Raw genomic sequence first — 25,831 nt, forward strand, 5'->3', positions numbered from 1 at the left:
CACACAAGATTGACATGAAAAAACTATCTCTTTATCCCAATTGGAATAAGCCTATAAGTATATCTGTTTCGTGCTGTCTTGATAAAAAACTATTTCGTATGAACAAAAACAACATAATGCGCATCACCATGCAATATGCGCTTTTCAATCGGTTATTTTCCAGTTGCCTTGGAGTTCTTGCTATAGCCTTGATTTTCACATTATCTTCCTGTCAGGATAGTTTGTTCGGTAATATTGCCGTGGCAGGGCCTCTGGCACTCTCGACTTCATCGGACACACTTGTTCTGGCACAAAAGAACGATCAAACAACAGCATTGACTCTAAGCTGGACAACAGGTACCAATCACGGCACAGGAGCTTCGATCGCGTATGTACTTCAGATTGACAAGAAAGGAAACAATTTTGCTTCCGCCATTCAGTTTAACATGGGTAAAGGCGTTTATACCAAAAGCTTTACAGTTGCCGAATTAAATGATTCCCTGTTGAATCACTGGAAATTTCAGCCGGGGATTGCTGCACAGCTCGAAGCCCGGATCATTGATACCGTTTATTCACAACCTATCGTTAACGATGTATCTCCGTTGCTTACAATGAATGTAACGCCTTATCAACCGGTGAGCAAAACATTGTATCTCGTTGGAAGTGCGTCTCCAAACGGAGCGGATGTCAACAATGCTATTGTAATGACTCCTAGCGCTACTGACCCTACCATCTTTACTTATCAGGGGTTATTAAATGCCGGAAGTTTGAAATTCATCACCACACTGGGACAAGTGCTGCCATCATACAATGAAGGAGCGGATTCCACCCATCTGATTTACCGGACTGACAGCAGTCAGCCTGACAATCAGTTTACGGTCAGTCAGTCTGCCGTATATAAAGTCACCGTCAGTCTGCTCGATCTTACGGTAAGTATAAAGCAGGTGGATTTGCCTCCTTACTCTACCTTATATATTGTCGGCGACGCTGCGCCTAATGGATGGGACATAGCCAACGCAACACCTTTGGTAGAAGATCCCAACAATCCGTTTGTCTTCACCTATCAGGGGGTCTTGAATGCAGGTGCATTTAAATTTCCGGTAAATCGAAATACTGATTGGAATCAGGACATGTACATGCGTACGGACGATACGCACATGTATCTCCATAAAGGCGGCAACAGCGACGACAATAAATGGACAATAGCCAAGAAAGGATATTATACCCTGACCCTCGATCTGTCGAATAACACGATTAAAATTTTGCGGACAGAACTATATATCGTGGGAGACGCAACGCCGATCGGATGGAACATTGATCAGGCCATTGCCCTGACAGAAGATGCCGTTAACGGTTGTATCTTTACCTATAGCGGACCGATGGTCGCAGGGCAGTTCAAATTCCCTGTCAACCGGAATACCGATTGGGGGCAGGATATGTACATGATGGCAAGCGACTCAACCATGTATCGCCATGTAGGTGGAGCTTCTGACGATAATAAATGGACGATCTCTACAGCCGGTAACTACGTGATTACGGCCAACATCGAAACATTAAAAATAAGCATTCAAAAACAATAACATCGAAAAGAACATCACAGGGTTGCCTTCGGGTACAAGGCAACCCTCTTTTGATATCCAAATAAAACAATCCTTTATGAGACATTCTCCGTTTATCTATCTATTCCTTTTATTTTCATTACTGGCCACTTCCTGCAGCAAAGGAAACGGAATATCCTCGCCCCCCGTACAAGTCTCGGCAACGCCGGTAAATATATCAAGCGACAAAGCATGCTACTCCCCGGGAAGCGTCGTGACGTTTACGATTGACCATGCCCTGCCTTCAACAGTCAAAATAAGATACCGTCATCTATCGACAATATTGGACGAGAAACCTTTATCAGGCGCGACATGGCAATGGACAACTCCATCCACCGATTTCTCAGGCTATATGGTTGATCTATATGACGTAGTAAATGGACAGGAAGTGGTTTACGGCAGCATTGGAGTGGATGTCTCATCCGATTGGTCACATTTTCCGCGGTACGGGTTCTTGTCCGCCTATCCTCAAATGACACCAGCCGCTATAGACTATGTAATTAATAACCTGAACAGGTATCATATTAACGGACTCCAGTTCTACGACTGGGAATATGAACATCATCAACCGCTTGACGGCACAGTGGCAAATCCTGCCACGGAATGGACTGATATCGCTAACCGGCCTACTTATCTTTCCACTGTAAAGGGATATATAAATGCCGCTCATGCCTGCAACATGAAAACCATGTCATACAACCTGGCCTATGGAGCTTTAAGTGATGCTGCAGCCGATGGCGTTTCGGATGAATGGTACATTTTTAAGGATGCTTCGCACTCCAACCCGGATGTATGCAACCTGCCCGCTCCAATGTTCAAAAGTAATATTTGGATTCTCGATCCTTCCAACAGTTCATGGCAGCAATACATTGCCTCCAAAACTGACGATGTCTACGCCGCATTGGGGTTCGACGGATACCATATCGACCAGTTGGGAGATCAGGGAACAGTATATAACTACTCGGGACAAATCGTAAACCTGCCCGCGGCATTCGGAAGCTTTATTAATGCCATGAAGAGCAACGCTCCTGACAAGCATTTGGTTATGAATGCCGTCAATCAATTCGGGCAACCAAACATTGCAAATTCTCCGGTTGACTTCCTTTACACGGAAGTATGGAGCCCCAATGACGGATACAAAGACCTGGCTACGATCATTGCCAATAACAACAGCTATAGCAACAACACGAAAAAGAGCATTCTGGCTGCTTATATGGATTATGACCTGGCCAACTCCACCGGTTTTTTTAATACTCCGGGTGTCTTGATGACCGATGCCGTGATATTTGCTTTCGGCGGTGCACATCTCGAATTGGGAGAACACATGCTGGACAAAGAATATTTTCCAAATGATAACCTGCAAATGAAAGGCGATTTGCGTGATGCCCTGACACATTATTATGATTTTCTGGTAGCTTACGAAAACCTGCTTCGTGACGGTGGCACACAAAACACACCAGTCGTTGCATGTTTGGATGGTAAAATGACATTAAACGAATGGCCGCCTCAAACCGGAAGCGTAGCCATAACAGGTCGAGATATGGGTAACACACAGGTCATTCATTTCCTGAACTTCACCAATGCCAATAGCCTCAACTGGCGCGATGCCAACGGTACACAACCGGCTCCCTCTACCATTGCCAACACTCAGGTAGCCTTTTCAACAACCAAAGCCGTAAAGAATGTTTGGATGGCCTCCCCTGATTATAATGACGGAACGCCTCAGACGCTATCTTTTACCCAATCCAATGGCACCGTAACCTTTACACTACCCAGCCTCCTTTATTGGGATATGGTGGTGGTGGAATACAAGTAATAACTATTAAGTAGATAGTAGTTATCAAATAACTGAATGACAGAGTAACTGAATGACCGACTCAATTGACAATGGAAATCTGAGATTAAAGAAGATGAAAACCTCAAAGTAGTGTAGTAGCCGGTAGGTAGTAGGTAGTAGAAATCTGAAAATCTGGAAGCTTACCCTAAAGGACTTTTAAACAACAAATGGTTGAAGAAGAAGTTACGAAAGCTGGAACCCCCTGTCCTTCAATCCTTCGCTCCTTCAATCTCTTAAAGAGGCATAGCCCTGACATCTTAACACCTGAATAGTAAACATCAGAAAGTTAAGGTAGATATAGAATGTCTAACCCTTCCCCCTGCGGGTCCTTCCCTTCAACACAAGGGAAGAGGAATCTGTCAAAAATGCTAAGGCTACCATGGTTACGGAAGATGATGCTCAAGTGCTGTCAGACGAGCGGAACGGAGGGGTTGGAAAGTAAATAACTGAATGATAGAATAACAGAATACCTGACAAAACAGCATGAATTTAAAGAAGTTTCGGGAAGATAAGAAGATAAAAACTGCAAAGTAGACAGTAGTTGGTAGCTAGTAGATAGTAAGAATCTGAAAATCAACATATAGTTAGCGGTAAATGGTTAATGATTCAAAAACGCCTGTCTTTCAACCTTTGACTCTTTAGATTCTTGGTTCTTTTATTCAAGCTTTTCAAATTATCATTTTTTTTCTCATGACAATCACCCACAACATCACAACGCTGCGTTCTTTCCTTGCTGCCGTGCTCGCATGCGCGTTATGGCAAATCACATCAGCACAACCGGAAAAGACTATTTTCCGGTCAAAAGCATACAACATTCTGGAAAATAAAGTAGAACAGGGAAAATTCACCGCCGAAGCCGCTTCGGATACGTCCCTTTTTTCCAACTACCATAGTCCAGATATTGATCAATACAGTCCTACCATTTGTTTCAAATTCAGCATTAACCTTCGTGACAATGAAATGAACTTCGGCAAAAATCATTGGGTCACGTTACAACCGCAAAGCGGGAAATGCGTCACTACCGTCTTGTTTGGAAAACCATCCGTTGATACGGTTGCTGTTGCCCGGGAAACCAATCTGGCTCCCGGTACACAATGGACGGTTCGTCTTGATATGCGTAACGTACTGAAAGCATTCAAAGAAAAAGGATACTACACACTTTTCAATGGAGAGAAATTATACAAAGCGGATTTCAAAGGGGTATATATTGCCGGAGGGACACGTCCATTATCATGGGATTTTAACAATCTGGGCAATCAACCTTCTTATCAGTTACATGACCCGGAAGGCAATGGCATCTACACAACAACACTCATCATGAACACACCGGCTGATGAAAAAAGAACCTGTGCCCAATGGCTTCTTTCCAGAAATCTCTCGGCTTGTCCCCGTTATAAATCGGAATATCCGCTCACGGATGCCCTCTATAACCTGGCTTTGGAAGAAATGATCAAGGCGGTCGAACCGGACAGTACGTTCCGTACCGGCAAAGAATGGGGAGGTGTCTGGACTCGCGACATCAGTTATTCGATCATTCTTTCCATGGCCTCGCTACAACCTCAGGTTGCCCGGTATAGCCTTCTGCGAAAAGTAAAAAACGGAAGAATCATTCAGGACACGGGAACAGGAGGCGCTTATCCGGTATCGACAGACCGGATGATCTGGTCGGTTGCCGCATGGGAACTCTATAAAACCACCGGCGACAGAGCCTGGCTACAACAAGCCTATGCCATTATCCGTAACTCAGAAAATGACGACCGGCATAATGCCTACGATCCTGCTACCGGTCTGGTGCATGGCGAATCAACATTCCTTGACTGGCGCGAACAAACCTATCCTACATGGATGCAGCCGGCGGATATCTATGCAGGAGAAGATTTGGGAACTAATGCCGTGCATTATGAAGCCAACATCGTATTATCCGGCATGGCTGAGGAACTTCATGACTACAAAGCGGCAGCGTTATACCGCCAGCAGGCTCAACGAATTAAAGCGGGCATTAACACCTGGTTATGGATGAAGGACAAAGGGTATTACGGACAATACCGGTATGGAAGAAATTATCCGGTGCTTTCGCCGAGATCGGAAGCCCTTGGCGAAGCGCTCTGCGTATTGTTTGGCATTGCTGACCCTCAACAGCAAAAGTCGGTAATCGAAAACACACCGGTCACCACTTTTGGCATTTCGTGTATCTATCCTCAAATCCCCGGTATTCCTTCCTATCACAACAATGCTGTATGGCCTTTCGTGGAGTCTTACTGGGCTTTAGCTTCTGCCAAAGCTGGCAATGAGAAGTCGGTGCTTGAAGCTATGGCCTCGGTCTATCGTCCTGCAGCACTTTTTCTAACCAATAAAGAAAACTTTGTGGCTTCCAATGGCGATTTTGCCGGAACACAAATCAACTCCGACAATATGCTGTGGAGTCTGTCGGGTAGCCTGAGCCTTATCTATAAAGTCATTTTCGGTATGGAATTTCAAAAAGACAAACTTATCTTCCATCCTTTTGTTCCAGAAACGTTACAGGGAAACCGCTCACTTACTCATTTCAAATACCGGAAAGCACTGCTTACCATCGATATGCAGGGATATGGCAATAGTATCCGTTCGTTTGAACTGGACGGCAAAACGACAAAACCCTTTGTGCCATGCACGCTCACCGGACTGCACACCATCAAAATCGTACTGGCAAATAATACCTTCCCCGATTATAAGATACATAAAGTTGTTGATTACACCAGTCCCGAGACACCGGCGGTAACGCTTGCCGGGAAAAAACTTTTGTGGAAGTCCGTGCAGGGGGCAGTTAGTTACCTCGTACTCAAAAACGGCCATGCAGTGATGCATACCATCAATCTGTCGTATCCTGTGCAAGGCAATCATTATGCAGAATTCCAGGTTATTGCGGTTGATAAAAACGGAGTCGAATCATTTGCCAGTGAACCCCTGGCTGTCAATACTTCATGGGATGCGCAAACCCTTGAAATGGAAAAGTATGCACCCAAAGCAGGATATCCTTACAAGAACTATTCCGGATCGGGTTTTGTGGAGATAAGCAAAACCCAAAATAGAAGCATCACCATTCCTGTGAATATCCGGATGCCGGGTATATATGCCATCCGGTTTCGCTATGCAAACGGCAATGGTCCCATCAATACTGACAATAAATGTGCATTACGCACATTACGAATCGATCACCAGCAAGCTGGTACCATTGTGTTTCCTCAGCGGGGCACTAATGAATGGTCAAACTGGGGATACAGTAACACAGTACAGGTATCACTCACCAAAGGTCAACATCAGATTGTTCTCTCCTTTGAACCTTCGGATGAAAACATGAATGGCGCTATCAATCAGGCCATGTTGGATTGCATGGTCATTAACCGGATCAAATAATTACCGTAAAAACAATTTCTAAAAGCTTAGGTGAAACAAAAAAGACAAAGCCGACAGGTATGGAATGATGAAGACCCATGGCGATGAACTATTAACTACCTATAGGCTTTGTTCCCTTTGCGATCACCGTTCCATTTCAAACGACAATGGAATGATTTCAATTGAACAGACTCTGATATATACCTTCTGTAAGGTAGCATATACCCTTTGCCAATTAGCTTCGACATTCCGCAATCTTGCATAAATAGGTTATATTACTGATTATAATACATTTATTGAAATATAAGTTTATGTAAAGAAAAAATTCTGTTCCAGAGAACAAGGAAAAAAACTATTTCGTAGTTTTGAAGCAGGAAAATCAGCCGAATTATACACAAATGATTATGCATTATATCGGTAAAATATTGATTATACTCGGAATCCTATCTGTCGTAGCCGGAATCATTGTCTATTTTCTGGGCGATAAGCTTGGATGGCTGGGACATTTGCCGGGAGATATCCGGGTAGAAAAAGAAAATTTTGGCTTCTATTTCCCGATCACCACCATGATCATCGTCAGTGTTGTAGTGACACTCATCATCCGGCTGATCCAACGTTTTTTCTAAGAATGACATATCCTCCTTTTTTCGTTATCCATCTTCCGCAATTTGTCCAAAACGGGGTAAATCCAGGTCAAATGTAATCCACCATATACCATTATTTCCCTTATTCTTGCTTTACTAATTCAATTTCATAGGACATTCTCCTTTCCTGACTCATTTGTCATCCTCCTTGCTTATTGCTATCCAAAAAGAATATATGAGATATTCTGAATTGATCAATTCCCAAACAAACATTTTTATATATTATTATTTCGTAATTATATTACATACTATTGACAAGCAATTATTTTCAATATATCTTTGCATCAGATTAATAGTACTATTAAATAGATCTATTATATACAACTATTGAAATGGAAATTAAAAAAGATCACGACACAGAAAAGGTAATTCTTGAAACTGCCGAACGACTCTTTCTGGAAAAGGGATTTGCAATGACTTCGACGGTAGAGATTGCCAGGGAAGCCGGTTGTAACCAAGCCATGGTGCATTATTATTATCGTTCAAAGGAGAATTTATTTCAATCCATTTTTGAGCAAAAACTCAAGCTATTGATGTCATCCTTTGAGGAAACTAATCAAAAGGAGATAAATTTTGAAGAACGGTTAACGCAGATCATCGGATCACACTTCGAAATGATACGAGCTAATCCAAAAGTTCCTTTCCTGATATTCAATGAGTTGATCACAAACCCGTCAAGAATTGACTCTCTGAAAGAAAAAATGGGAAGCCGCACATTATCGGTCTTTATGCAGTTACAAAACGAGCTTCAGACCGAAATTGATAAAGGAAACATTTGTCAGATCGATATGATCGATCTGGCTTTCTCTATCATTTCCCTGAATGTCATGCTCTTTTTAGGCTCCCCAATCCTTCGCATAATTACCAAAATGGAAGATGCAGAATTTGAATCATTAATAGAACATCGCAAAAAAGAACATGTACGCATCATACTCGCCAGTTTGAAACCATAAATAACAAGAGGTCAATCTCAAAGTAGTTTAGTAGCAATCGAATAACTGATAAAACAGCAAGAAGTTTGGAAGTTAAAGGAAGTCCAGAAGATAAGGAAGATCTAACCCTTCCCCCTGCGGGTACTTCCCTTCAACACAAGGGAAGAGGAATCTGTCAAACAAACATAGGCTACCATGGTTACCAAAAGATAATGTTCAAGTATTGTCCCCTTTGGTGAAAGGGGACGAGCGAAGCGGAGGGGTTGGAAAGTAAATAACTGAATGACAGAGTAACAGAATAACTGATAAAACAGCAAGAAGTTTGGAAGTTAAAGGAAGTCCAGAAGATAAGAAAGATCTAACCCTTCCCCCTTCAGGTACTTCCCTTCAACACAAGGGAAGAGGAATCTGTCAAATAAGCAAAGGCTAATATGGTTACCAAAAGATAATGTTCAAGTGCTGTCCCCTTTGGTGAAAGGGGACGAGCGAAGCGGAGGGGTTGGAAACTAACTTCAACTTTACACCTTAAACTTTCAACCGTAGTTCTCTTCAGACCTTTGACCTTGAATGAGTAAATAAAGATAAATTATAAACGTATGAAAAAAAGTATCATTGCATTTGTGGCTGTCTGCTGCCTGCATCTGCCTGTCGTGTATGGACAACTGACGGTAGAGGTATGCCAGCAAAAAGCACAAGCCAACTATCCGGAAATTAAACAACTCGGATTGATCCCGCAATCAACGGCATTTACTTTGTCAAATGCCAACAAAGGCTATCTGCCGCAGTTCTCGCTTTCAGCAAAAGCTACTTACCAGTCGGATGTAACCAAAATACCGATCAGCATTCCGAATATTCACATTCAGTCCTTAAGTAAAGATCAATACCAGACCACCGCGGCAATGTCGCAACTGATCTGGGACGGTGGCGCCATTCATGCCCGGAAAGGCGAGATCCGGGCGTCGTCAAATGTTGATCAACAAAAGGTAAAAGTAGACTTATACGACCTCAACGACAGGGTCAATCAACTCTTCTTCGGTATTTTGTCCCTTAACGAACAGCTTCGTCAAAACAAGGCGCTGGAAAATGAGTTACAAACAGAGTACAACAAAATAGAGGCTTATCTCCGTAACGGAGTCGCTAATCAGGCCGATGTGGACAACATTCATGTGGAACTGCTCAATGCCGGTCAACAACGCATTACTTTGCAAACTGTCCGGAATTCGTATGTTGCAATGCTGTCTGCCATGATCGGCACGACGGTAAATCCGGAAGAAATAACCATGCCTTCTCTACCCGATTCCATCACCGGGACACTGGTGAACAAACGGCCAGAGCTCAGCCTCTTCAGTGCCGAGAATCAGCTCTATGACAGTCAGCGCAAAAATATTTATGCTGACAACTTACCGAAGATCAACTTTTTCGTTCAGGGAGGATATGGACGCCCCGGGCTTAACATGCTCGACAACTCCTTTAAGCCCTACTACATCGGCGGCATTCAACTGTCCTGGAATTTCGGCAATCTCTACACATTAAAAAACAACCTGAGAACAATTGATCTCAATCAGAAGATAGTGGCATCCCAACGCGAAACATTCCTTTTCAACAGCCGCCTGACTGAAATGCAACAATCGAACCAAATCACGCAGTGGCAAAAGTTAATCCGGAATGATGACGAAATTATCCGCCTTCGCAATGCCGTAAAACTGGCCGCCGATGCCAAAGTAGCCAACGGGACGCTATCCGTCACCGATCTGATTACCGACATCACAGCTGAAAACCAGGCCAGGATAGACAAAGCATTGCATCAGGTGCAGTTATTGCTGTCCATCTACAACTTAAAATACACCACCAACAATTAATCCATTTTGTAACCCACTAAACAACATTATAAAATGAAGACAACCATCAGTTCCTCATTCCGTGCGATAACTTTTCTGGCTGCACTTGCCGGGCCACTGTTATTCACCTCATGCCATTCCAGCGATCAATATGATGCGCAAGGGACATTCGAAGCTACCGAGGTCATTGTCTCTTCCGAAGCTTCAGGGAAGATTCTGGCATTCAATATCGACGAAGGTAAAACACTGACCGCCAATCAGCAGGTAGGATGCGTGGATAGCCTGCAACTTTATTATAAAAAAATGCAGTTGGAAGCTTCGTTAAAAGCTATTCGCAGTAGCCGCGCCGATATCCAGAAACAGATTGCCGCCACCGAGCAACAAATTGCAACCGCCAAAGTGGACCAGAGACGTTATGAAAACCTTCTAAAAGCCAATGCCGCCACGCAAAAGCAGGTGGACGATCAGAATTCGCTCCTGCAGGTTCTCCGGAAACAACTTGCAGCGCAGTTATCCAATCTGGAGCATGCCAACAGCAGCGTTGACGAAAATGCTGCCGCCATGCAGTTCCAAATCGATCAGTTAAACGACCAACTGCACAAATGTAAAATCATAAATCCGATTCATGGCACTGTTCTGACCAAATATGCAGAACAATACGAGGTGACAGCGCCTGGAAAACCGTTATATATTATCGCCAACGTGGACACCATAACCCTGCGGGCTTACGTCACATCCGACCAACTGACAAAAGTAAAGCTGCGTCAACCGGTTAAAGTGTACGCCGACTGGGGCGAAGGGATGAAAGAATATCCGGGCGTCGTAACATGGATTTCGGACAAAGCAGAATTCACACCAAAGACTATCCAAACCCGTGACGAACGCGCCAATCTGGTTTATGCCGTTAAAATTGACGTAAAAAATAACGGATACCTGAAGATAGGCATGTACGGGGAAGTCAGATTCAATTGACAATGGATAGTTGACAACAATGGACAATGGACAGTTGACAATGGACAATGAACAATGAAAATCTGTACAATCACACGAAAGCTGATAGAATAAACCAACACATAACACAGATGAAAGAAAGCATTGTGATGGACAAAGCGTATGCTTTTGCCTTGAGAATCATAAAAGCATACAAGTTTCTTAGTTTGGAACAACGTGAATTCGTTTTATCAAAACAAATGTTGCGAAGTGGGACGGCAATCGGAGCTTTAGTAAAGGAAGCGGAACATGCTCAGTCAAAAGCAGATTTTATCAACAAAATGAATATCGCATTGAAAGAAGCCAATGAAACCGAGTATTGGCTGATGTTGCTTAAAGACAGTGAATACATTGATTCAAAATCATTCACATCCATCGTCGAGGATTGCAGAGAAATAGTCCGTTTGCTAATCAGCATTGTGAAAACGACAAAAGAAACACACGGAAAATAGTGCAAGTAAGTAGTAAAAAATTAAAAGTGAAATATGTCTCAAAATAATGAATTGAAAGCCGATTGTCCACTGTCAATTGTCAACTGTCAATTGTCAACTGTCAATTGTCAACTGTCAACTGTCAATTGCCAATTGATCAGCAAATCATATGGAGATATCCAGGCGCTGCAAGAGGTGAGCATTGATGTCAAACCCGGAGAGTTGTACGGCATCATAGGGCCTGACGGAGCCGGCAAGACAACCCTGTTCCGTATTCTCACCACCCTGCTTTTGCCTGACAAAGGAACGGCTACGGTAAGTGGGTTCGATGTAGTCAAAAACTACAAGGAGATGCGGAAAAGGGTCGGATACATGCCGGGAAGGTTTTCACTTTATCAGGATCTATCTGTGGAAGAAAACCTCACCTTCTTTGCTAATGTGTTCAACACCACCATCGAAGAAAACTATGATTTGATCAAGGATATTTACCGGCAAATTGAACCTTTCAAAACGCGTCGTGCCGGAGCACTCTCAGGAGGAATGAAACAAAAACTGGCGTTAAGCTGCGCTTTAATACACAAGCCGGAGGTACTTTTTCTTGACGAACCGACAACAGGCGTCGATCCGGTGTCGCGCAAAGAGTTCTGGGGAATGCTTCAAAACCTGAAAGCGCAGGGCATCACCATCCTCGTTTCAACGCCTTACATGGACGAAGCTTCGTTGTGCGACCGCATTGCCCTGATCACCAGGGGACAAATTCTTAAGGTTGACACGCCAAGCAACATCGTAGCACAATTCGACAAAACACTCTGGGGTGCACGAGCCTCTAACATGCACAAACTGCTAATTGATCTGCGTCTGCATCCTGCCATAGAGACCTGTTTTTCATTCGGAGACACGCTTCATGCAACGATCCGTAAAGATGAAACAACGATCGGGACATTATCAAAATGGCTCCTCGACAAGGGACATACCGATGTTCATGTATTTCCAATAGAAGCAAACATAGAAGACTGTTTCATGGAACTTGCCAAATAACAACATCATGGAAAATATGCAAAATACAACCATTGTACAGGATCAGAAAGTAATCGAAGTGGACAATCTGGTCAAACGCTTCGGCCATTTCACAGCCGTTGACCATATCTCGTTTGATGTGCAAAAAGGAGAGATATTCGGCTTCCTCGGCGCTAACGGAGCCGGTAAAACAACCGCCATGCGCATGTTGTGCGGATTGAGCAAGCCCACTTCAGGCAAAGGAAAAGTAGCCGGATTTGACATTGAACATCAATCGGAACAGGTAAAAAAGAACATTGGCTACATGAGTCAGAAGTTTTCACTCTACAATGACCTGAAAGTATGGGAGAACATTCGCCTTTTTGCAGGCATCTACGGTATGAAGGATGATGAAATCAAAGGAAAAACCGAATTGTTGCTTCAGCAACTGCACTTTGAGAAAGAGCGTAATTTGTTGGTGAAATCTTTGCCATTAGGATTTAAACAAAAACTGGCCTTTTCGGTGGCTATCTTCCATACGCCGGAAGTCGTTTTTCTTGACGAACCTACCGGAGGCGTCGATCCAGCAACACGCCGGCAGTTTTGGGAACTTATTTACGAGGCCACAGCAAAAGGGATTACTGTATTCGTCACTACTCACTACATGGACGAAGCAGAATATTGCAACCGAGTGTCGATCATGGTTGACGGCAGAATCGAAGCGCTTGATTCTCCCCGTAACCTGAAAGCACAATATAACGCTCAAAACATGGATGAAGTCTTTCAGCAACTGGCACGGAAAGCAACACGGAAATCCGATTAATTTTAGCCCAATATAGCCTTTAAGTAAACTCCATAGAGTCATAAATATATAAGCATAGAATCGCATGAAACAATTTCTCACCTTTGTCAAAAAGGAATTCCATCATATTTTTCGCGATCACCGCACAATGTTGATTTTACTGGGGATGCCCATCGTCGAAATCATATTGTTTGGCTTTGCCATCACAACGGAAGTCAAAAACACCACAGTGGCAGTGCTCGATCCTTCCCATGACATCGCCACGCGGCATATCATCGAGGAAATCAACGCGAATAAATACTTCAAGATAACTGAATACATCAACAACAGCCAAGATATCCAGCAGGTATTCAGGAAGAACAAAGTAGCGCTGGTTGTTGCTTTCGAACCGAACTTTTATCAGGAACTATTGCACACCGGTAAAGCGCAGGTTCAGCTTATTGCCGATGCTTCGGACCCTAATACCGCCACCACCATCACCTATTATGCAACGCGCATCATCAACGACTATCAGCAACAGCTTATGGGACAAAATAAAGTACCCTATCAGATCACGCCTAATGTAAAGTTGTTGTTCAATCCCGAAATGAAGGGTGCCTACAACTTTGTACCAGGCGTATTGGGAATGATCCTGATGCTCATTTGTGCCATGATGACCTCCATTGCCATTGTACGCGAGAAAGAAACAGGCACCATGGAGGTTCTTCTGGTATCACCTATTAAACCAATCCTGATCATTCTGGCAAAAATGATCCCTTATTTTATTATTTCATGTGTCAACCTAGGTACCATCCTGTTGCTTTCTGTCTATGTGCTTGGCGTTCCTGTAGCAGGGAGTTTAATCGGGCTCATCACTGTATCCCTATTATTCATCATCGTGTCGCTCTCACTTGGATTACTGGTCTCCACCGTTACCCGTACACAATTGGCAGCAATGCTTGTATCTGGCATGGTGTTCCTACTGCCTGTTATCCTGCTTTCCGGAATGATTTTTCCAATCGAAAACATGCCGATCTGGCTGCAACGCCTTTCGGATATCATCCCGGCCAAATGGTATATCCAGGCAGTGAAAGCATTGATGATCGAAGGACTAGGCATTATGAATATCCTCAGGGAAATGGGCATACTGATACTAATGACACTGGTTTTTGTGATCATCAGTATGAAAAAATTCAATGTACGACTTGATTAACGTATTTCAATTTTGATTGTTATGATAAAATACCTGATAGAAAAAGAATTCAAACAGATTTCGCGAAATCCGTTTTTACCACGGCTCATCATGTTTTACCCGTTGATTGTACTACTGATATTTCCGTGGGCAGCTACTTACGAAATCCGCAACATCAACTTGTGCGTAGTGGATAACGACCATTCTACATATTCGCAACAACTGGTTGAAAAAGCCGTATCATCCGGTTATTTCCGGCTGACAGCAATCGAACCGACCTACCAGCAAGCTATGCAACAGATAGAATCCAAAAAGGCAAATGTTATCCTCGAAATTCCTCCTTACTTTAAACGTGACCTGATCAACAAACAATCGGCCGATGTACTGATTGCGTCGAATGCTGTTAACGGTTCTGTCGGTGGTTTGTCAAGCCAATATATGGTTGACATTGTGAACAGTTATGCTGCAGGGATACGCAAAAAATGGGCACAGACAGGACAAACAGCATCTACGCAGCCAACCATTGAAGTTGTTTCACAGAATCGCTTTAATCCCTTTTTAAATTATAAGTTCTATATGATTCCCGCCATGATGGTTATGGTGTTGACCATTATGACCGGATTTTTGCCTGCATTAAACATTGTAAGCGAAAAAGAGGCTGGTACTATGGAACAAATTAATGTGACACCGGTTCCTAAATTTACATTCATTTTCTCCAAACTCCTATCCTATTGGATCATAGGATTTTTTGTCATCTCAATAAGTTTTCTCGTAGCATGGATTGTTTACGGATTTGTGCCAACAGGCTATTTAAGCACCATGTACGCTTTTGCCGGTATTTATATTCTGGCGGTGTCCGGCATGGGATTGATTATTTCGAACTATTCGGACACGATGCAGCAAGCTTTGTTTGTCATCTTTTTCTTTATGATCGTGTTAATTCTGCTGAGCGGATTATTTACTCCTGTCAACAGCATGCCCGAATGGGCACAGTGGATTGCCGCGTTCAATCCGTTGAAATATTTTATTGAGGTCATGCGATCGGTATATTTGAAAGGGAGCCAGTTTTCCGACCTGTTACCTCAATTCTTTGCGCTGATTGGTTTTGCCACCTTTTTCAATGCCTGGGCAATTATGAGTTACCGGAAAAATAATTGATATCTATATCAGACGGGGGAGTAGAAATAGACTCTCCCTTTGTGTTTTATTTGTAAATAGCAAATAAACCATTTATCTTTGTGATAACCATATCGTTTCGTATTCTAATATTTTCCCTATCAATATTTTCTAAATAACATTACCTCTCATTTCTTTTTATTATATCCTATAGACAATTGATCAACAGAGACAGTCATTTAACCTGAAATACACAGAAGAATATGCTGAAAAAAAACACCTTACTGATGATTTTATTGTTTAGCGTCAGTGCCTTCTTCAATGCCGGGGCGCAAACGCTCACGGCTAAAGAAATTGTAAAAAAAGCGGATGAGAAAAACCGCGGATTGACCAGTCAGGGAGAGATGACCATGACGATCGTCCGACCTACCTGGTCGAGATCCATCAGCATGAAGAGTTGGGCAAAAGGTACTACCTACGCTATGGTATTAATCACTTCCCCTGCACAAGACAAAGGTCAAGTCTTCCTCAAAATTAAAACAGACATGTGGAACTGGCTGCCATCCATCGAACGTATGATCAAGATTCCGCCATCCATGATGATGCAATCGTGGATGGGTTCCGACTTTACCAATGACGATCTGGTCAAGGAATCATCCATCGTAACGGACTATAATCAACATTTACTCGGCAAAGAGGAAGTCAGGGGAATGTTATGCTACAAAATTGAGTTGATTCCACTTCCCGACGCTGCAGTGACATGGGGGAAAGTCATCATGTGGGTTACAGTCAACGGATTCAATGAATGGAAAGCCGAATATTATGATGAAGATATGACGTTGATCAATGTAATGAACGCCTACAATATTCGTAGAATGGGAGATCGTGATATTCCTACCCGGCTCGAGATTATTCCTGTTGAACACAAAGATCAAAAAACCATCCTCGAAACACAAAGCGCTATATTCAATCAACCTATCAGCACCGGTTTTTTCTCACAACAAAATATGAAACAACTTAGCGAACACGTCAGATAACTTAATTACGCATGAATAACTATGTAAAGTTGGCATGGAGAAATCTCTGGAGGAACAAACGCCGGACACTGATTACAACAGCATCCATCTTTTTCGGCGTTATCCTGTCGACCTTCATGAGCTCCATGCAGGAAGGTTCATATGCGCAATACATATCCTCAATCGTCAGACTGCGCAAAAACATCAGCGGATGTTTTTGACTAAGAGATTAGGACTACTAAAAGAAAAGTGATTAATTACTTGTGTATGTGAGCAATATTTTGTAAATTTATAGCATAATACATTCAACAACAGAATTATGCAACACATACAAGGCGAAGAACGAAATCAGCTTCAAATGTTCTGTTTGGAGCAAATGGTAGAAGCCGACAGTTTCGTTCGGGTAATTGATTACTTTGTAGATACCATCGATTTGGAGAGTTTCGGATTTCGGAACGTAAAGCTGAAGGAAGAAGGTCGTCCGCCCTATCATCCTGCTGTGCTAATGAAGTTGTATTTCTATGGCTACAGGTATGGTATTCGCTCTTCTCGTAAGATGGAACGTGAAGCTAGGTTGAATCTGGAAGTTCGCTGGCTCTTGTGTGAGCAGACACCTTCGGCACGCACCATCTGTATGTTCCGAAAAGAATATGCCGAAAGCTTCAAAGCGATCTTTCGCAAGTTTGTTTTTCTGCTCAAAGAGTTGGGCTTGATGGAAGGAAAAACCATTGCCATTGATTCCTTTAAAGTGAGGGCACAAAACTCACTCAAGCACAATTACAATCAGAAAAAGATAGACCGTCAGCTGGAATATATTGACGGCAGAATAAAAGAATTTGAAGATGCACTGGACGAGGCCGATTCGCAGGAACAAAAAACAGTACTGAAAGATAAAATAGCCGTACAGCAAAGTCGCATGGAGAAATATCAGGCTATCGAAGCCGAACTCAAAGAAACAGGCAAAGACCAGATAAGCACAACAGACCAGGATGCACAATCGGTAGTGTTACAACGGGGAATAACCGTGGTGGGATATAATATACAGGCTTCGGTGGATGCCAAAAACAAGCTCATTGCCCATTTTGATACAGGAGGAGTAAACGATACCAATGCATTGAGCACAGTGGCTGTTGCCACCAAAGAAGTGTTGCAGGTGGAGCAAATGGATGTACTGGCAGACAAAGGTTATCATACAGGGGAACAGATCAGGCAGTGTGAACAAAACGGAATCACCACCTATGTGTCGCCCAAAGAGCCGGCTTCGAATGATCCGGATATTTTTCCGATAACAAGTTTTGTGTACGACACTGAAAAAGATTGTTACACTTGTCCGGCAGGAGAAACACTTACAACCAATGGCACCTGGCTCACGCATAGCAGCAAAGGATATAAGTCGGCTTACAAGTTTCAACGATACAACAACCCGGCGAAATGTCGCCTGTGCGAAATGCATAGTTTGTGTACCAAAAGTAAAAATAACGGCAGAAATATAGACCGCAGTGAGTTTGCTGCGGATGTAGAACAGAACAACCAACGAGTAAAAGAGAATCCGGCCTACTACAAACAACGCCAGCAATTGGCCGAGCATCCGTGGGGCACACTCAAACGGCAACGGGGATTTGATTACGTACTGACCCGGGGAAAGAAAAATGTATTGGGTGAAGTAAGTTTGGTATTTATCGGCTACAACCTGAGCCGGTTTATACAGATAACCGAAGGGATAAATGCCTTCAAAGAGTTAATAAAGGGAGTAATAGCTCATATTTGTTCACAACAGGCTTATTTAAAGGCGATTTAAGCAATTGTTCTAAATACACAAAAATAACACAGGCAATTTATAGCCTCACGCAAACGGAAGCTATGAAAGCCTGAAGAACATAAATATAAAACTTTTACGGGAGCTTGGGCGGTTTTTGCGCAGACTCTCGTTAATTCATACTCCGGCTATCTACAGATTCACCAAAAAGGTTATTGGAACGATAAAGAAATCAATAACTCCTTTGCCCTTCATAAAAATATAACCGACAAACTACAAAGCATCAAGGCCATCACCATCTACTCTCCCCGCCTGGAAACGTATTGCCTGGCGTCATCCATGGATATAACCAAAGGAGTTATGGTAATGGGCATAGATCCGGTCAAAGAGAATTTAATCACACATTTGGCCGTAAAAGTAAAACAGGGCAGCTATTTAAAAAAAGGCGATAATGGCATTCTGCTCGGCAGCGCCCTGGCAAAATACCTTAGACTGGGCGTAAATGACACATTGATACTGATTGGCCAGGGTTATCATGGAGCCAGTGCCGCAGGAAAATATCCAGTCAGAGGTATTATCAAACATCCTTCACCCGATGTTGACCGGACATTGGTATGCATGGATATCCACAATTGCCAAAATCTGTTTTCGGCTCCTGATATGCTGACATCCATGGTCATTATGGTGCACAACAATGATGAAGTAGCACCGACCAAAGCAGAACTCTCAAAATCGTTCGGCGCTCATTTTGAAATCATGGACTGGGAAGAGATGAACCAAATGCTGTTGAAACAAATTGAAAGTGATCGTGCCAGTGGCGTAATCACAAAAGGGATTTTATATATGATTATTGCTTTTGGCATTTTGGGAACGATCATGATGATGGTGGCGGAAAGAAAAAAAGAATTCGGGGTGATGCTGGCCATTGGCTTGCAAAAATCCAGATTAATGTTCATTGTTGTGTTAGAAACTATTTTCATTGGCATGACAGGTGTAATAGCGGGAATTATCGCAAGCATCCCGTTGCTGGCCTATTTTGTGTACCACCCTATTCCATTGACCGGACAGGCCGGAGAAATGATGGTGCAAATGGGATTTGAGCCGGATATGTTCTTTTCAATGGCTCCATCCGTATTTTATGATCAAGCTTTGATCATTCTGGTTTTTACCCTGATTATTGGTATTTATCCGGTTTTAAATATAAGAAGGCTGAAAATCATGCATGCTCTAAGAAACTAAATAAAGCAACATTATGCTCGGTGTATTATCTTGGAAAAACGTATGGAGAAATAAGTTACGAAGCATTGTCGTAATGATAGCTGTCATGCTTGGAGTATTCGCCGGCGTGTTTCTGATTGCTTTTTCAAAAGGCATGGTTGACGGGCGAATCCAAAGCATTATTCAAACCGAAATCTCCCATATCCAGATTCACAAACCTGGATTTCAGGTCAACAACGATTTTTCATTGCGGATGAACCATATCGACAGCATCATGCATGTGGTAATAGACACTAAACATGTTGTAGCCGCCAGCAAACGCATTGTCATCAGTTCATTGGTAGCTTCCGCCGAAACCAATACAGGAGTAAAAATTATCGGCATCATTCCTTCCGAAGAAAAAAAAGTGACGAATATTCATGATAAAATCATTGCAGGCAGCTATTTCGCATCGCCAGAAAGAAATGAAGTTGTGATAGGTCTAAAATTAGCGGAAAAGCTCAAAGTAAAACTGCACAACAAAATAATTATTACCCTTCAGGATGTCAATATGAATATTACAAGTGGAGCTTTTCGGATAATTGGTATTTATCAGACCGATAACAATATGTTTGATGAGTCTACCCTTTTTGTCCGTTACAGTGACATTTGCAGGCTCACTGGCCTCGACGGGACTTCAGCTCATGAAATTGCCATCATACTCGATAACAATAAGAATACCCATACAGTAATGCAGCAGTTAAAGGCAAAACTCCCGGGGTTGAACATTCAGGACTGGACGCAAATCAGCCCTGAAGCAGGATACCTTGTCAGCGCCATGAATCAATATCTGATGATATTTATGCTGGTCATTCTGCTGGCTCTGTGCTTCGGAATCGTCAACACAATGCTAATGGTGGTACTCGAAAGAGTTAAAGAAATCGGCATGTTAATGGCGGTTGGAATGAGTAAAGCGAAAATATTCTTCATGATTATGCTCGAAACCGTATATTTAAGTACGACAGGAGGTATTGCTGGCATCTTGATCGGATTTATTCTATGCAAACATTTAGGGAAAGTAGGATTAAACTTGTATTTCTGGAAAGATGTCTATGCCAGCGTGGGTTATTCTTCGCTGATCTATCCAAAGATTGATCTTCAAATGGGCATAGTGATTGCAATCCTGGTAATCATCACAGGCATACTTGCTTCGCTATACCCTGCATATAAAGCACTAAAACTTAATCCCGCAGAAGCAACACGAACCGACTAAACCCATAACCCTCAATGTATCATCATTATGAATATTATTGAAATTAAAGAAATTGCCAAAACGTACGACATAAAAACAATGCCCGTCAAAGCATTGAACGGCATCAATCTCACATTTCAGGAAGGAGAGTTTACCTCCATTGTTGGTCCTTCCGGCTCAGGAAAAACTACCTTACTGAACATTCTTGGAGGACTCGACGAACCTACAGAAGGAGAAGTAATCATTGACGGGCAAAACATCACGAAATTAAACAATAAAAAAAAGACACTATTTCGGATGATGAACATTGGATTTGTGTTTCAATCATTCAATCTTATTCCAGTCCTTACGGTAAAAGAAAATATTGAGTTCATCATGCAGTTGCAGGGAATGCCCAGGGAGACCAGGGAACAACGAACCCTTGAATTACTCGATGCTGTAGGCTTAGCGGACAAAATCAACAGTCGCCCAAATAAACTTTCGGGTGGACAACAACAACGGGTAGCCGTAGCAAGAGCTTTAGCCTCCAAACCTAAATTTATTCTGGCCGACGAACCCACGGCAAACCTGGATTCGAAATCTACCGAGAACCTGCTTGATATCATGGAAAAACTAAACGAAAACGAACATATCACGTTCATTTTTTCCACTCACGATGCCAGGGTCATGCATAAGGCAAAACGAATCATTACCATCGAAGACGGGAAAGTCATTAAAGATGTGTGGCAGAATAACAACCCAACAGCATAAATATTTTACAATAAGCGTATCACAAAATGTATGTCCCGTTGTACAATATCATAAAGCGAGGATTTCTTTTGATGGCATTTTTTCCTCTGCTTCTGTATTCGCAAGACACGCTCAAACAAAGCAATCTGGCCTTCAACGGATATATGAAGGATATGCAAACCTGTATATTCCAAAATATACAAGATGATTGGACTACAGAGAACCTGATTCATAATCGATTAAATTTTAAGTGGTTTATCAATCCATCCCTGACAGCTTGCGTAGAAATGAGAAACCGGTTGGCCGTAGGCAATATTTTCACCAGTTTCCCGGGGTATGATAAGACCTTTGAATCGGATCACGGGATGATAACATTAACTAAGAACCTGGTCGATACAAGATATGGAGTATTAAACTTGGATATTGATCGAATCTGGCTGCAATATACGACAGGAAATTTTCAAATCACAGCCGGCAGGCAACGCATCAACTGGGGACAAACCTTTGTATGGAATCCGAACGATCTTTTCAACAGTTACTCATATTTTGACTTCGACTATGAAGAAAAACCGGGAAGCGATGCCATCCGGATGCAGTGGTTTCCAAGTGCAACGTCAGATCTTGAATTGGCAATTAAAGGGAATAATGAACATAAAGCGACTGTCGCAGGATTATATCGTTTCAATAAATGGAATTACGACATTCAGTTTCTCGGGGGCTTAGTCAATCAATCCGATCTTATGATTGGAGCAGGTTGGTCGGGACAAATAGGAGGAGGCGGATTCAGAGGCGAAGCCTCCTATTTTCATCGTGCTAAGAACATGAAAGACACCACAGGAATTTTTGTTATGTCAATGGGAGAGACTGTAAATTAAACTGTGTCAGTAAAGAATAAAATAATTTTATAACTTTACAATACAGTTTATTTTTATGGAAGAATTTGATTACAAGGCTTTTCAAGCCAAAGTTTTAGAACAGATAAAATCTGGCAAACCCCTTTTAGGCAAAGATGGTGCCTTTGCGCCCTTGTTAGAAAATATTCTAAATGCAGCTTTAGAGGGAGAAATGGATGCTCATTTAGATGAAGATGAGCGTAGTTTAGGCAATCGGCGCAATGGACGTATGTCCAAACAAGTTCAAACCCAATTGGGTGAAGTCACCGTTCATACACCCCGTGACCGCCATTCCAGTTTTGAACCTGAGTTTATAAAGAAACGTGAAACAATACTTGCAGAAGGTGTTGCAGACCGTATAATTGGTCTTTATGCCTTGGGGAACAGTACTCGGGAAATAAGCGATTGGATGGAGGAAAACCTTGGAAACAGGGTTTCTGCTGACACAATCAGTTCCATAACAGACCGGGTTCTGCCAGAGATTCAGTCCTGGCGTAGCAGGTCATTGGATAGTGTTTATCCAATTGTTTGGATGGATGCCATTCACTACAAAGTGATGGACGAAAAGAATCGCCCTGTAACACGAGCCATATACAACGTATTGGGTGTTGACCGTAACGGTTACAAAGATTTGCTTGGCATGTATATTTCCAAAAGCGAAGGAGCTAACTTTTGGTTATCGGTGCTCACCGATCTTCAATCAAGAGGAGTAAATGACATTCTAATAGCCTCTACGGACAATCTTAGTGGCTTTTCAGATGCTATAAAAAGCGTATTTCCACACACAGTAGTTCAAACTTGTGTGGTGCATCAAATCCGCAATTCAATTAAATATGTTGCAAGTAAAAATCAGAAAACGTTCATGAAAGATTTGAAGCTTGTTTATCAAGCAGTAAGCAAAGAGCAGGCAGCAATCGAACTCGATAATCTTGATTCAAAGTGGGGAAAGGATTATCCAATTGTCATTAAATCATGGCGTGATAATTGGGAAAAACTAACCGCTTATTTTGAGTTTTCTGATGCTATCCGAAGAATCATATATACCACCAATACCGTAGAAGGCTATCACCGTCAGATAAGGAAAGTTACCAAAAACAAAGGTGTTTTTACCAATGATACAGCATTGGAAAAATTGGTGTATTTGGCCTATCGCAATATCCGGAAAAAATGGACTATGCCTCTGTCAAACTGGGGGTTAACTGCACAACAACTGGCGATTAAATTTCCTGAAAGGTTTAATTTATTTGAATAAAATCACAACATCAAATAAATATCCAGGCATTTTTCTTAGTTTTGCTTCCACCCAACAAAACGATGGTGAAACTTTGTGCCATTGTAATAAAAAACGATTAGGGGGTCGACCCCTAACCGTTTTTGCCCAACAAAACTCAGGATCTTCATTATCCATTATAAAAAATCGGATTAATTGAGTATCTGAAATTTGATAAGAATTGAAACTGACACAGTTTATTTTACGCTACCCAATGGGATATGATTATACCTTCAAAAACTCCTTGTATCTTCAACTGGAAGGCCTCTACAATGGGAATAATTCGTCAAATAACCTTCTATCTCTGGATCAATTTAACAACAATAACTTAAGTGCTGAAAATCTTTTTCTATCGGGGTTCTCTTTTTTCAGTTCGCTCTCCTATCCTTTTTCACCTCTCGTGAACGGATCGTTAGCTGGCATTTATAATGTACATGATCAATTATTGATTTTGATTCCCTCACTGACTATTTCACTGCAAGAAAATCTGGAACTTTCTTTCACAGCACAATTAGTACAAAACGTAGACAAAAAAAATGCATTCAATCAAAATATCAATCTTATCTATGCCCGATTGAAAAAAAGCTTCTAATCAGAGTAGAAAACTAACCCATACAAATATCACATAAAGGAAGGAAAATGAAAGACACGACACATCACAACAAAATGGCACAAAATGAAATGAAAAAGCAAGATTTTGTCAAAATCAAAAGATCAAATACTTGTCATTTAAGTATTATTTGTATCTTTGTATTCTTATATAATACTAATATTGCATAGAACTCAACAAGCATATACTGACAAGGAAAACACGAAGCCGGACATTTCATATGCCCATTCATTTAACCTTGATTATAAAATTGTTATCGATGAAACAGGATCGCCAAACCAAAGAAAATGTCTACAAAGTTATTGCGCACGACAGAGACCGAACTAATATTCTGAAAACGATAGAATTAAAAACAATCACCTTTCTTGTTCAGCGGACACCATCGTGGGTAACGCCAGATATGCTGACAATCATAGGATTTCTGGGTACAGTAACTGTCTTTGTTAGTTTTTTATTAGCCAACTACTTCAATCCCCATCTTCTGTTAATCGGTGTGTTAGGGTTTGGCATTAGCTGGTTTGGAGATTCACTCGACGGGACCTTGGCTTACTATCGCAAAAAACCCAGAAAATGGTATGGTTTTGCACTTGATTTCACAACTGACTGGTTGGGAGTCATTCTAATGAATGCCGGATTAATTGTCTATCTGCACCACGCATGGGAATTCATCGGTTTTTCATTTGCTGTTTTGTATGGATGGGAAATGATTACTGCTCTGCTACGCTATAAAATTACAAATAAATATACTATCGATTCAGGTTTATTCGGGCCAACTGAAGTAAGAATCATTGTTGCCCTGATTTTGATTCTGGAAGTGCTTATCCACAATTCTATTCTTTATATAGGATTATTTATCTGCGTATTCTTGTTCATTTCAAACATAACAGAAACTATCAAACTATTAAAACTCTCAGATGCTCGTGATAAAGAAGAAATGGGAAAATCATCGGTATAAGAGTCTGTTTGACAAGCTTGTTATTTTCTTTAAGGCTCAAATATCTGCCATGATTGGAGGAGTTTCAGACTACTTCATCATGTTGTTTTTTACGCAGGTATTTCATATCCACTATACTATCAGTATCGCTATAAGCGGAGTTTTGGGGGCTGTGATCAATTTTTCCTTAAATAAAACATGGGCATTTATGTCCAAACAATTCCCATACAAACACACATTCCGTACCCAGATGATGAAATTCATCGTCGTAGTGATTAATAGCATACTTTTAAAAATACTTGGCACATATCTATTTACCACTTACATGCATATTGACTACAGAATCAGCCGTATTATCGTTGACCTGATCGTATCCATTGCATTCAACTATAATTTGCAGAAGTATTGGGTTTTCAAACAAGTTAAACAGCAACCGATCCCTGCAAATTAGTGTTTTCACTCCAAAAA

21 protein-coding genes and 1 pseudogene are annotated in these 25,831 nt (G+C 41.9%); all 22 read left to right on the forward strand.

The window, feature by feature from the left end; all coding sequences use genetic code 11:
• Positions 1–98: 98 nt before the first annotated feature.
• On the forward strand, positions 99–1,559 hold the full coding sequence (locus FHX64_RS11140) for a SusE domain-containing protein (protein WP_183413923.1): 1,461 nt from the start codon (positions 99–101) through the stop codon (positions 1,557–1,559).
• A 76-nt stretch (positions 1,560–1,635) separates the two neighbouring features.
• Positions 1,636–3,393, forward strand: a complete 1,758-nt coding sequence (locus tag FHX64_RS11145; RefSeq protein ID WP_183413924.1) for an endo-dextranase — start codon at positions 1,636–1,638, stop codon at positions 3,391–3,393.
• Between the two features lie 711 nt (positions 3,394–4,104).
• Positions 4,105–6,807: an alpha-L-rhamnosidase-related protein gene (locus FHX64_RS11150; protein WP_183413925.1), complete on the forward strand. Its 2,703-nt coding sequence runs from the start codon at positions 4,105–4,107 to the stop codon at positions 6,805–6,807.
• A 383-nt stretch (positions 6,808–7,190) separates the two neighbouring features.
• Complete coding sequence (locus tag FHX64_RS11155; RefSeq protein ID WP_183413926.1) at positions 7,191–7,412, forward strand: DUF2905 domain-containing protein; 222 nt, start codon at positions 7,191–7,193, stop codon at positions 7,410–7,412.
• 350 nt (positions 7,413–7,762) lie between these two features.
• Complete coding sequence (locus FHX64_RS11160; RefSeq protein WP_183413927.1) at positions 7,763–8,383, forward strand: TetR/AcrR family transcriptional regulator; 621 nt, start codon at positions 7,763–7,765, stop codon at positions 8,381–8,383.
• Positions 8,384–8,958: 575 nt separating this feature from the next.
• Positions 8,959–10,221, forward strand: coding sequence for a TolC family protein (locus FHX64_RS11165; RefSeq protein ID WP_183413928.1), 1,263 nt, complete (start codon positions 8,959–8,961; stop codon positions 10,219–10,221).
• A 33-nt stretch (positions 10,222–10,254) separates the two neighbouring features.
• A complete protein-coding gene (locus tag FHX64_RS11170) occupies positions 10,255–11,172 on the forward strand; it encodes an HlyD family secretion protein (RefSeq protein ID WP_183413929.1) in 918 nt (305 codons plus the stop codon).
• Positions 11,173–11,282: 110 nt separating this feature from the next.
• Positions 11,283–11,642 (forward strand): four helix bundle protein, encoded by a 360-nt coding sequence (locus FHX64_RS11175; RefSeq protein ID WP_183413930.1) that lies wholly within the window; start codon positions 11,283–11,285, stop codon positions 11,640–11,642.
• Between the two features lie 111 nt (positions 11,643–11,753).
• A pseudogene (locus FHX64_RS14475) lies at positions 11,754–13,440 on the forward strand (ATP-binding cassette domain-containing protein).
• Positions 13,441–13,504: 64 nt separating this feature from the next.
• Positions 13,505–14,611, forward strand: a complete 1,107-nt coding sequence (locus FHX64_RS11190; RefSeq protein ID WP_183413932.1) for an ABC transporter permease — start codon at positions 13,505–13,507, stop codon at positions 14,609–14,611.
• 21 nt (positions 14,612–14,632) lie between these two features.
• Complete coding sequence (locus FHX64_RS11195) at positions 14,633–15,748, forward strand: ABC-2 transporter permease (RefSeq protein ID WP_183413933.1); 1,116 nt, start codon at positions 14,633–14,635, stop codon at positions 15,746–15,748.
• 221 nt (positions 15,749–15,969) lie between these two features.
• On the forward strand, positions 15,970–16,743 hold the full coding sequence (locus FHX64_RS11200) for an outer membrane lipoprotein-sorting protein (RefSeq protein ID WP_183413934.1): 774 nt from the start codon (positions 15,970–15,972) through the stop codon (positions 16,741–16,743).
• Positions 16,744–16,754: 11 nt separating this feature from the next.
• The gene (locus FHX64_RS11205) at positions 16,755–16,943 is read left to right on the forward strand and encodes an ABC transporter permease (protein ID WP_183413935.1); all 189 of its coding nucleotides are present in this window, start codon (positions 16,755–16,757) and stop codon (positions 16,941–16,943) included.
• 98 nt (positions 16,944–17,041) lie between these two features.
• Positions 17,042–18,520, forward strand: coding sequence for an IS1182 family transposase (locus tag FHX64_RS11210; protein WP_183413936.1), 1,479 nt, complete (start codon positions 17,042–17,044; stop codon positions 18,518–18,520).
• A 297-nt stretch (positions 18,521–18,817) separates the two neighbouring features.
• Positions 18,818–19,717, forward strand: a complete 900-nt coding sequence (locus FHX64_RS11215) for an ABC transporter permease (protein WP_183413937.1) — start codon at positions 18,818–18,820, stop codon at positions 19,715–19,717.
• A 13-nt stretch (positions 19,718–19,730) separates the two neighbouring features.
• On the forward strand, positions 19,731–20,948 hold the full coding sequence (locus tag FHX64_RS11220; RefSeq protein WP_183413938.1) for an ABC transporter permease: 1,218 nt from the start codon (positions 19,731–19,733) through the stop codon (positions 20,946–20,948).
• Between the two features lie 27 nt (positions 20,949–20,975).
• Positions 20,976–21,677, forward strand: a complete 702-nt coding sequence (locus FHX64_RS11225) for an ABC transporter ATP-binding protein (RefSeq protein WP_183413939.1) — start codon at positions 20,976–20,978, stop codon at positions 21,675–21,677.
• Between the two features lie 71 nt (positions 21,678–21,748).
• Positions 21,749–22,531 (forward strand): hypothetical protein, encoded by a 783-nt coding sequence (locus tag FHX64_RS11230; RefSeq protein ID WP_183413940.1) that lies wholly within the window; start codon positions 21,749–21,751, stop codon positions 22,529–22,531.
• A gap of 55 nt (positions 22,532–22,586) precedes the next feature.
• Complete coding sequence (locus tag FHX64_RS11235) at positions 22,587–23,801, forward strand: IS256 family transposase (protein ID WP_183412745.1); 1,215 nt, start codon at positions 22,587–22,589, stop codon at positions 23,799–23,801.
• 199 nt (positions 23,802–24,000) lie between these two features.
• Positions 24,001–24,411 (forward strand): hypothetical protein, encoded by a 411-nt coding sequence (locus FHX64_RS11240; protein WP_183413941.1) that lies wholly within the window; start codon positions 24,001–24,003, stop codon positions 24,409–24,411.
• 277 nt (positions 24,412–24,688) lie between these two features.
• Complete coding sequence (locus FHX64_RS11245; RefSeq protein WP_183413942.1) at positions 24,689–25,384, forward strand: CDP-alcohol phosphatidyltransferase family protein; 696 nt, start codon at positions 24,689–24,691, stop codon at positions 25,382–25,384.
• Positions 25,350–25,814: a GtrA family protein gene (locus tag FHX64_RS11250; RefSeq protein WP_343053514.1), complete on the forward strand. Its 465-nt coding sequence runs from the start codon at positions 25,350–25,352 to the stop codon at positions 25,812–25,814. The genes FHX64_RS11245 and FHX64_RS11250 overlap by 35 nt, the downstream gene beginning before the upstream one ends.
• Positions 25,815–25,831 lie beyond the last annotated feature (17 nt).

Origin of the sequence: Microbacter margulisiae, from assembly GCF_014192515.1 — a bacterium.
Classification (GTDB): Bacteria; Bacteroidota; Bacteroidia; order Bacteroidales; family Paludibacteraceae; genus Microbacter; species Microbacter margulisiae.

Coding starts and splice junctions, on each gene's coding strand:
- FHX64_RS11140 (WP_183413923.1), top strand. CDS start 99: ATGAACAAAAACAACATAATGCGCATCACCATGCAATATGCGCTTTTC.
- FHX64_RS11145 (WP_183413924.1), top strand. CDS start 1,636: ATGAGACATTCTCCGTTTATCTATCTATTCCTTTTATTTTCATTACTG.
- FHX64_RS11150 (WP_183413925.1), top strand. CDS start 4,105: ATGACAATCACCCACAACATCACAACGCTGCGTTCTTTCCTTGCTGCC.
- FHX64_RS11155 (WP_183413926.1), top strand. CDS start 7,191: ATGCATTATATCGGTAAAATATTGATTATACTCGGAATCCTATCTGTC.
- FHX64_RS11160 (WP_183413927.1), top strand. CDS start 7,763: ATGGAAATTAAAAAAGATCACGACACAGAAAAGGTAATTCTTGAAACT.
- FHX64_RS11165 (WP_183413928.1), top strand. CDS start 8,959: ATGAAAAAAAGTATCATTGCATTTGTGGCTGTCTGCTGCCTGCATCTG.
- FHX64_RS11170 (WP_183413929.1), top strand. CDS start 10,255: ATGAAGACAACCATCAGTTCCTCATTCCGTGCGATAACTTTTCTGGCT.
- FHX64_RS11175 (WP_183413930.1), top strand. CDS start 11,283: ATGAAAGAAAGCATTGTGATGGACAAAGCGTATGCTTTTGCCTTGAGA.
- FHX64_RS11190 (WP_183413932.1), top strand. CDS start 13,505: ATGAAACAATTTCTCACCTTTGTCAAAAAGGAATTCCATCATATTTTT.
- FHX64_RS11195 (WP_183413933.1), top strand. CDS start 14,633: ATGATAAAATACCTGATAGAAAAAGAATTCAAACAGATTTCGCGAAAT.
- FHX64_RS11200 (WP_183413934.1), top strand. CDS start 15,970: ATGCTGAAAAAAAACACCTTACTGATGATTTTATTGTTTAGCGTCAGT.
- FHX64_RS11205 (WP_183413935.1), top strand. CDS start 16,755: ATGAATAACTATGTAAAGTTGGCATGGAGAAATCTCTGGAGGAACAAA.
- FHX64_RS11210 (WP_183413936.1), top strand. CDS start 17,042: ATGCAACACATACAAGGCGAAGAACGAAATCAGCTTCAAATGTTCTGT.
- FHX64_RS11215 (WP_183413937.1), top strand. CDS start 18,818: ATGGATATAACCAAAGGAGTTATGGTAATGGGCATAGATCCGGTCAAA.
- FHX64_RS11220 (WP_183413938.1), top strand. CDS start 19,731: ATGCTCGGTGTATTATCTTGGAAAAACGTATGGAGAAATAAGTTACGA.
- FHX64_RS11225 (WP_183413939.1), top strand. CDS start 20,976: ATGAATATTATTGAAATTAAAGAAATTGCCAAAACGTACGACATAAAA.
- FHX64_RS11230 (WP_183413940.1), top strand. CDS start 21,749: ATGGCATTTTTTCCTCTGCTTCTGTATTCGCAAGACACGCTCAAACAA.
- FHX64_RS11235 (WP_183412745.1), top strand. CDS start 22,587: ATGGAAGAATTTGATTACAAGGCTTTTCAAGCCAAAGTTTTAGAACAG.
- FHX64_RS11245 (WP_183413942.1), top strand. CDS start 24,689: ATGAAACAGGATCGCCAAACCAAAGAAAATGTCTACAAAGTTATTGCG.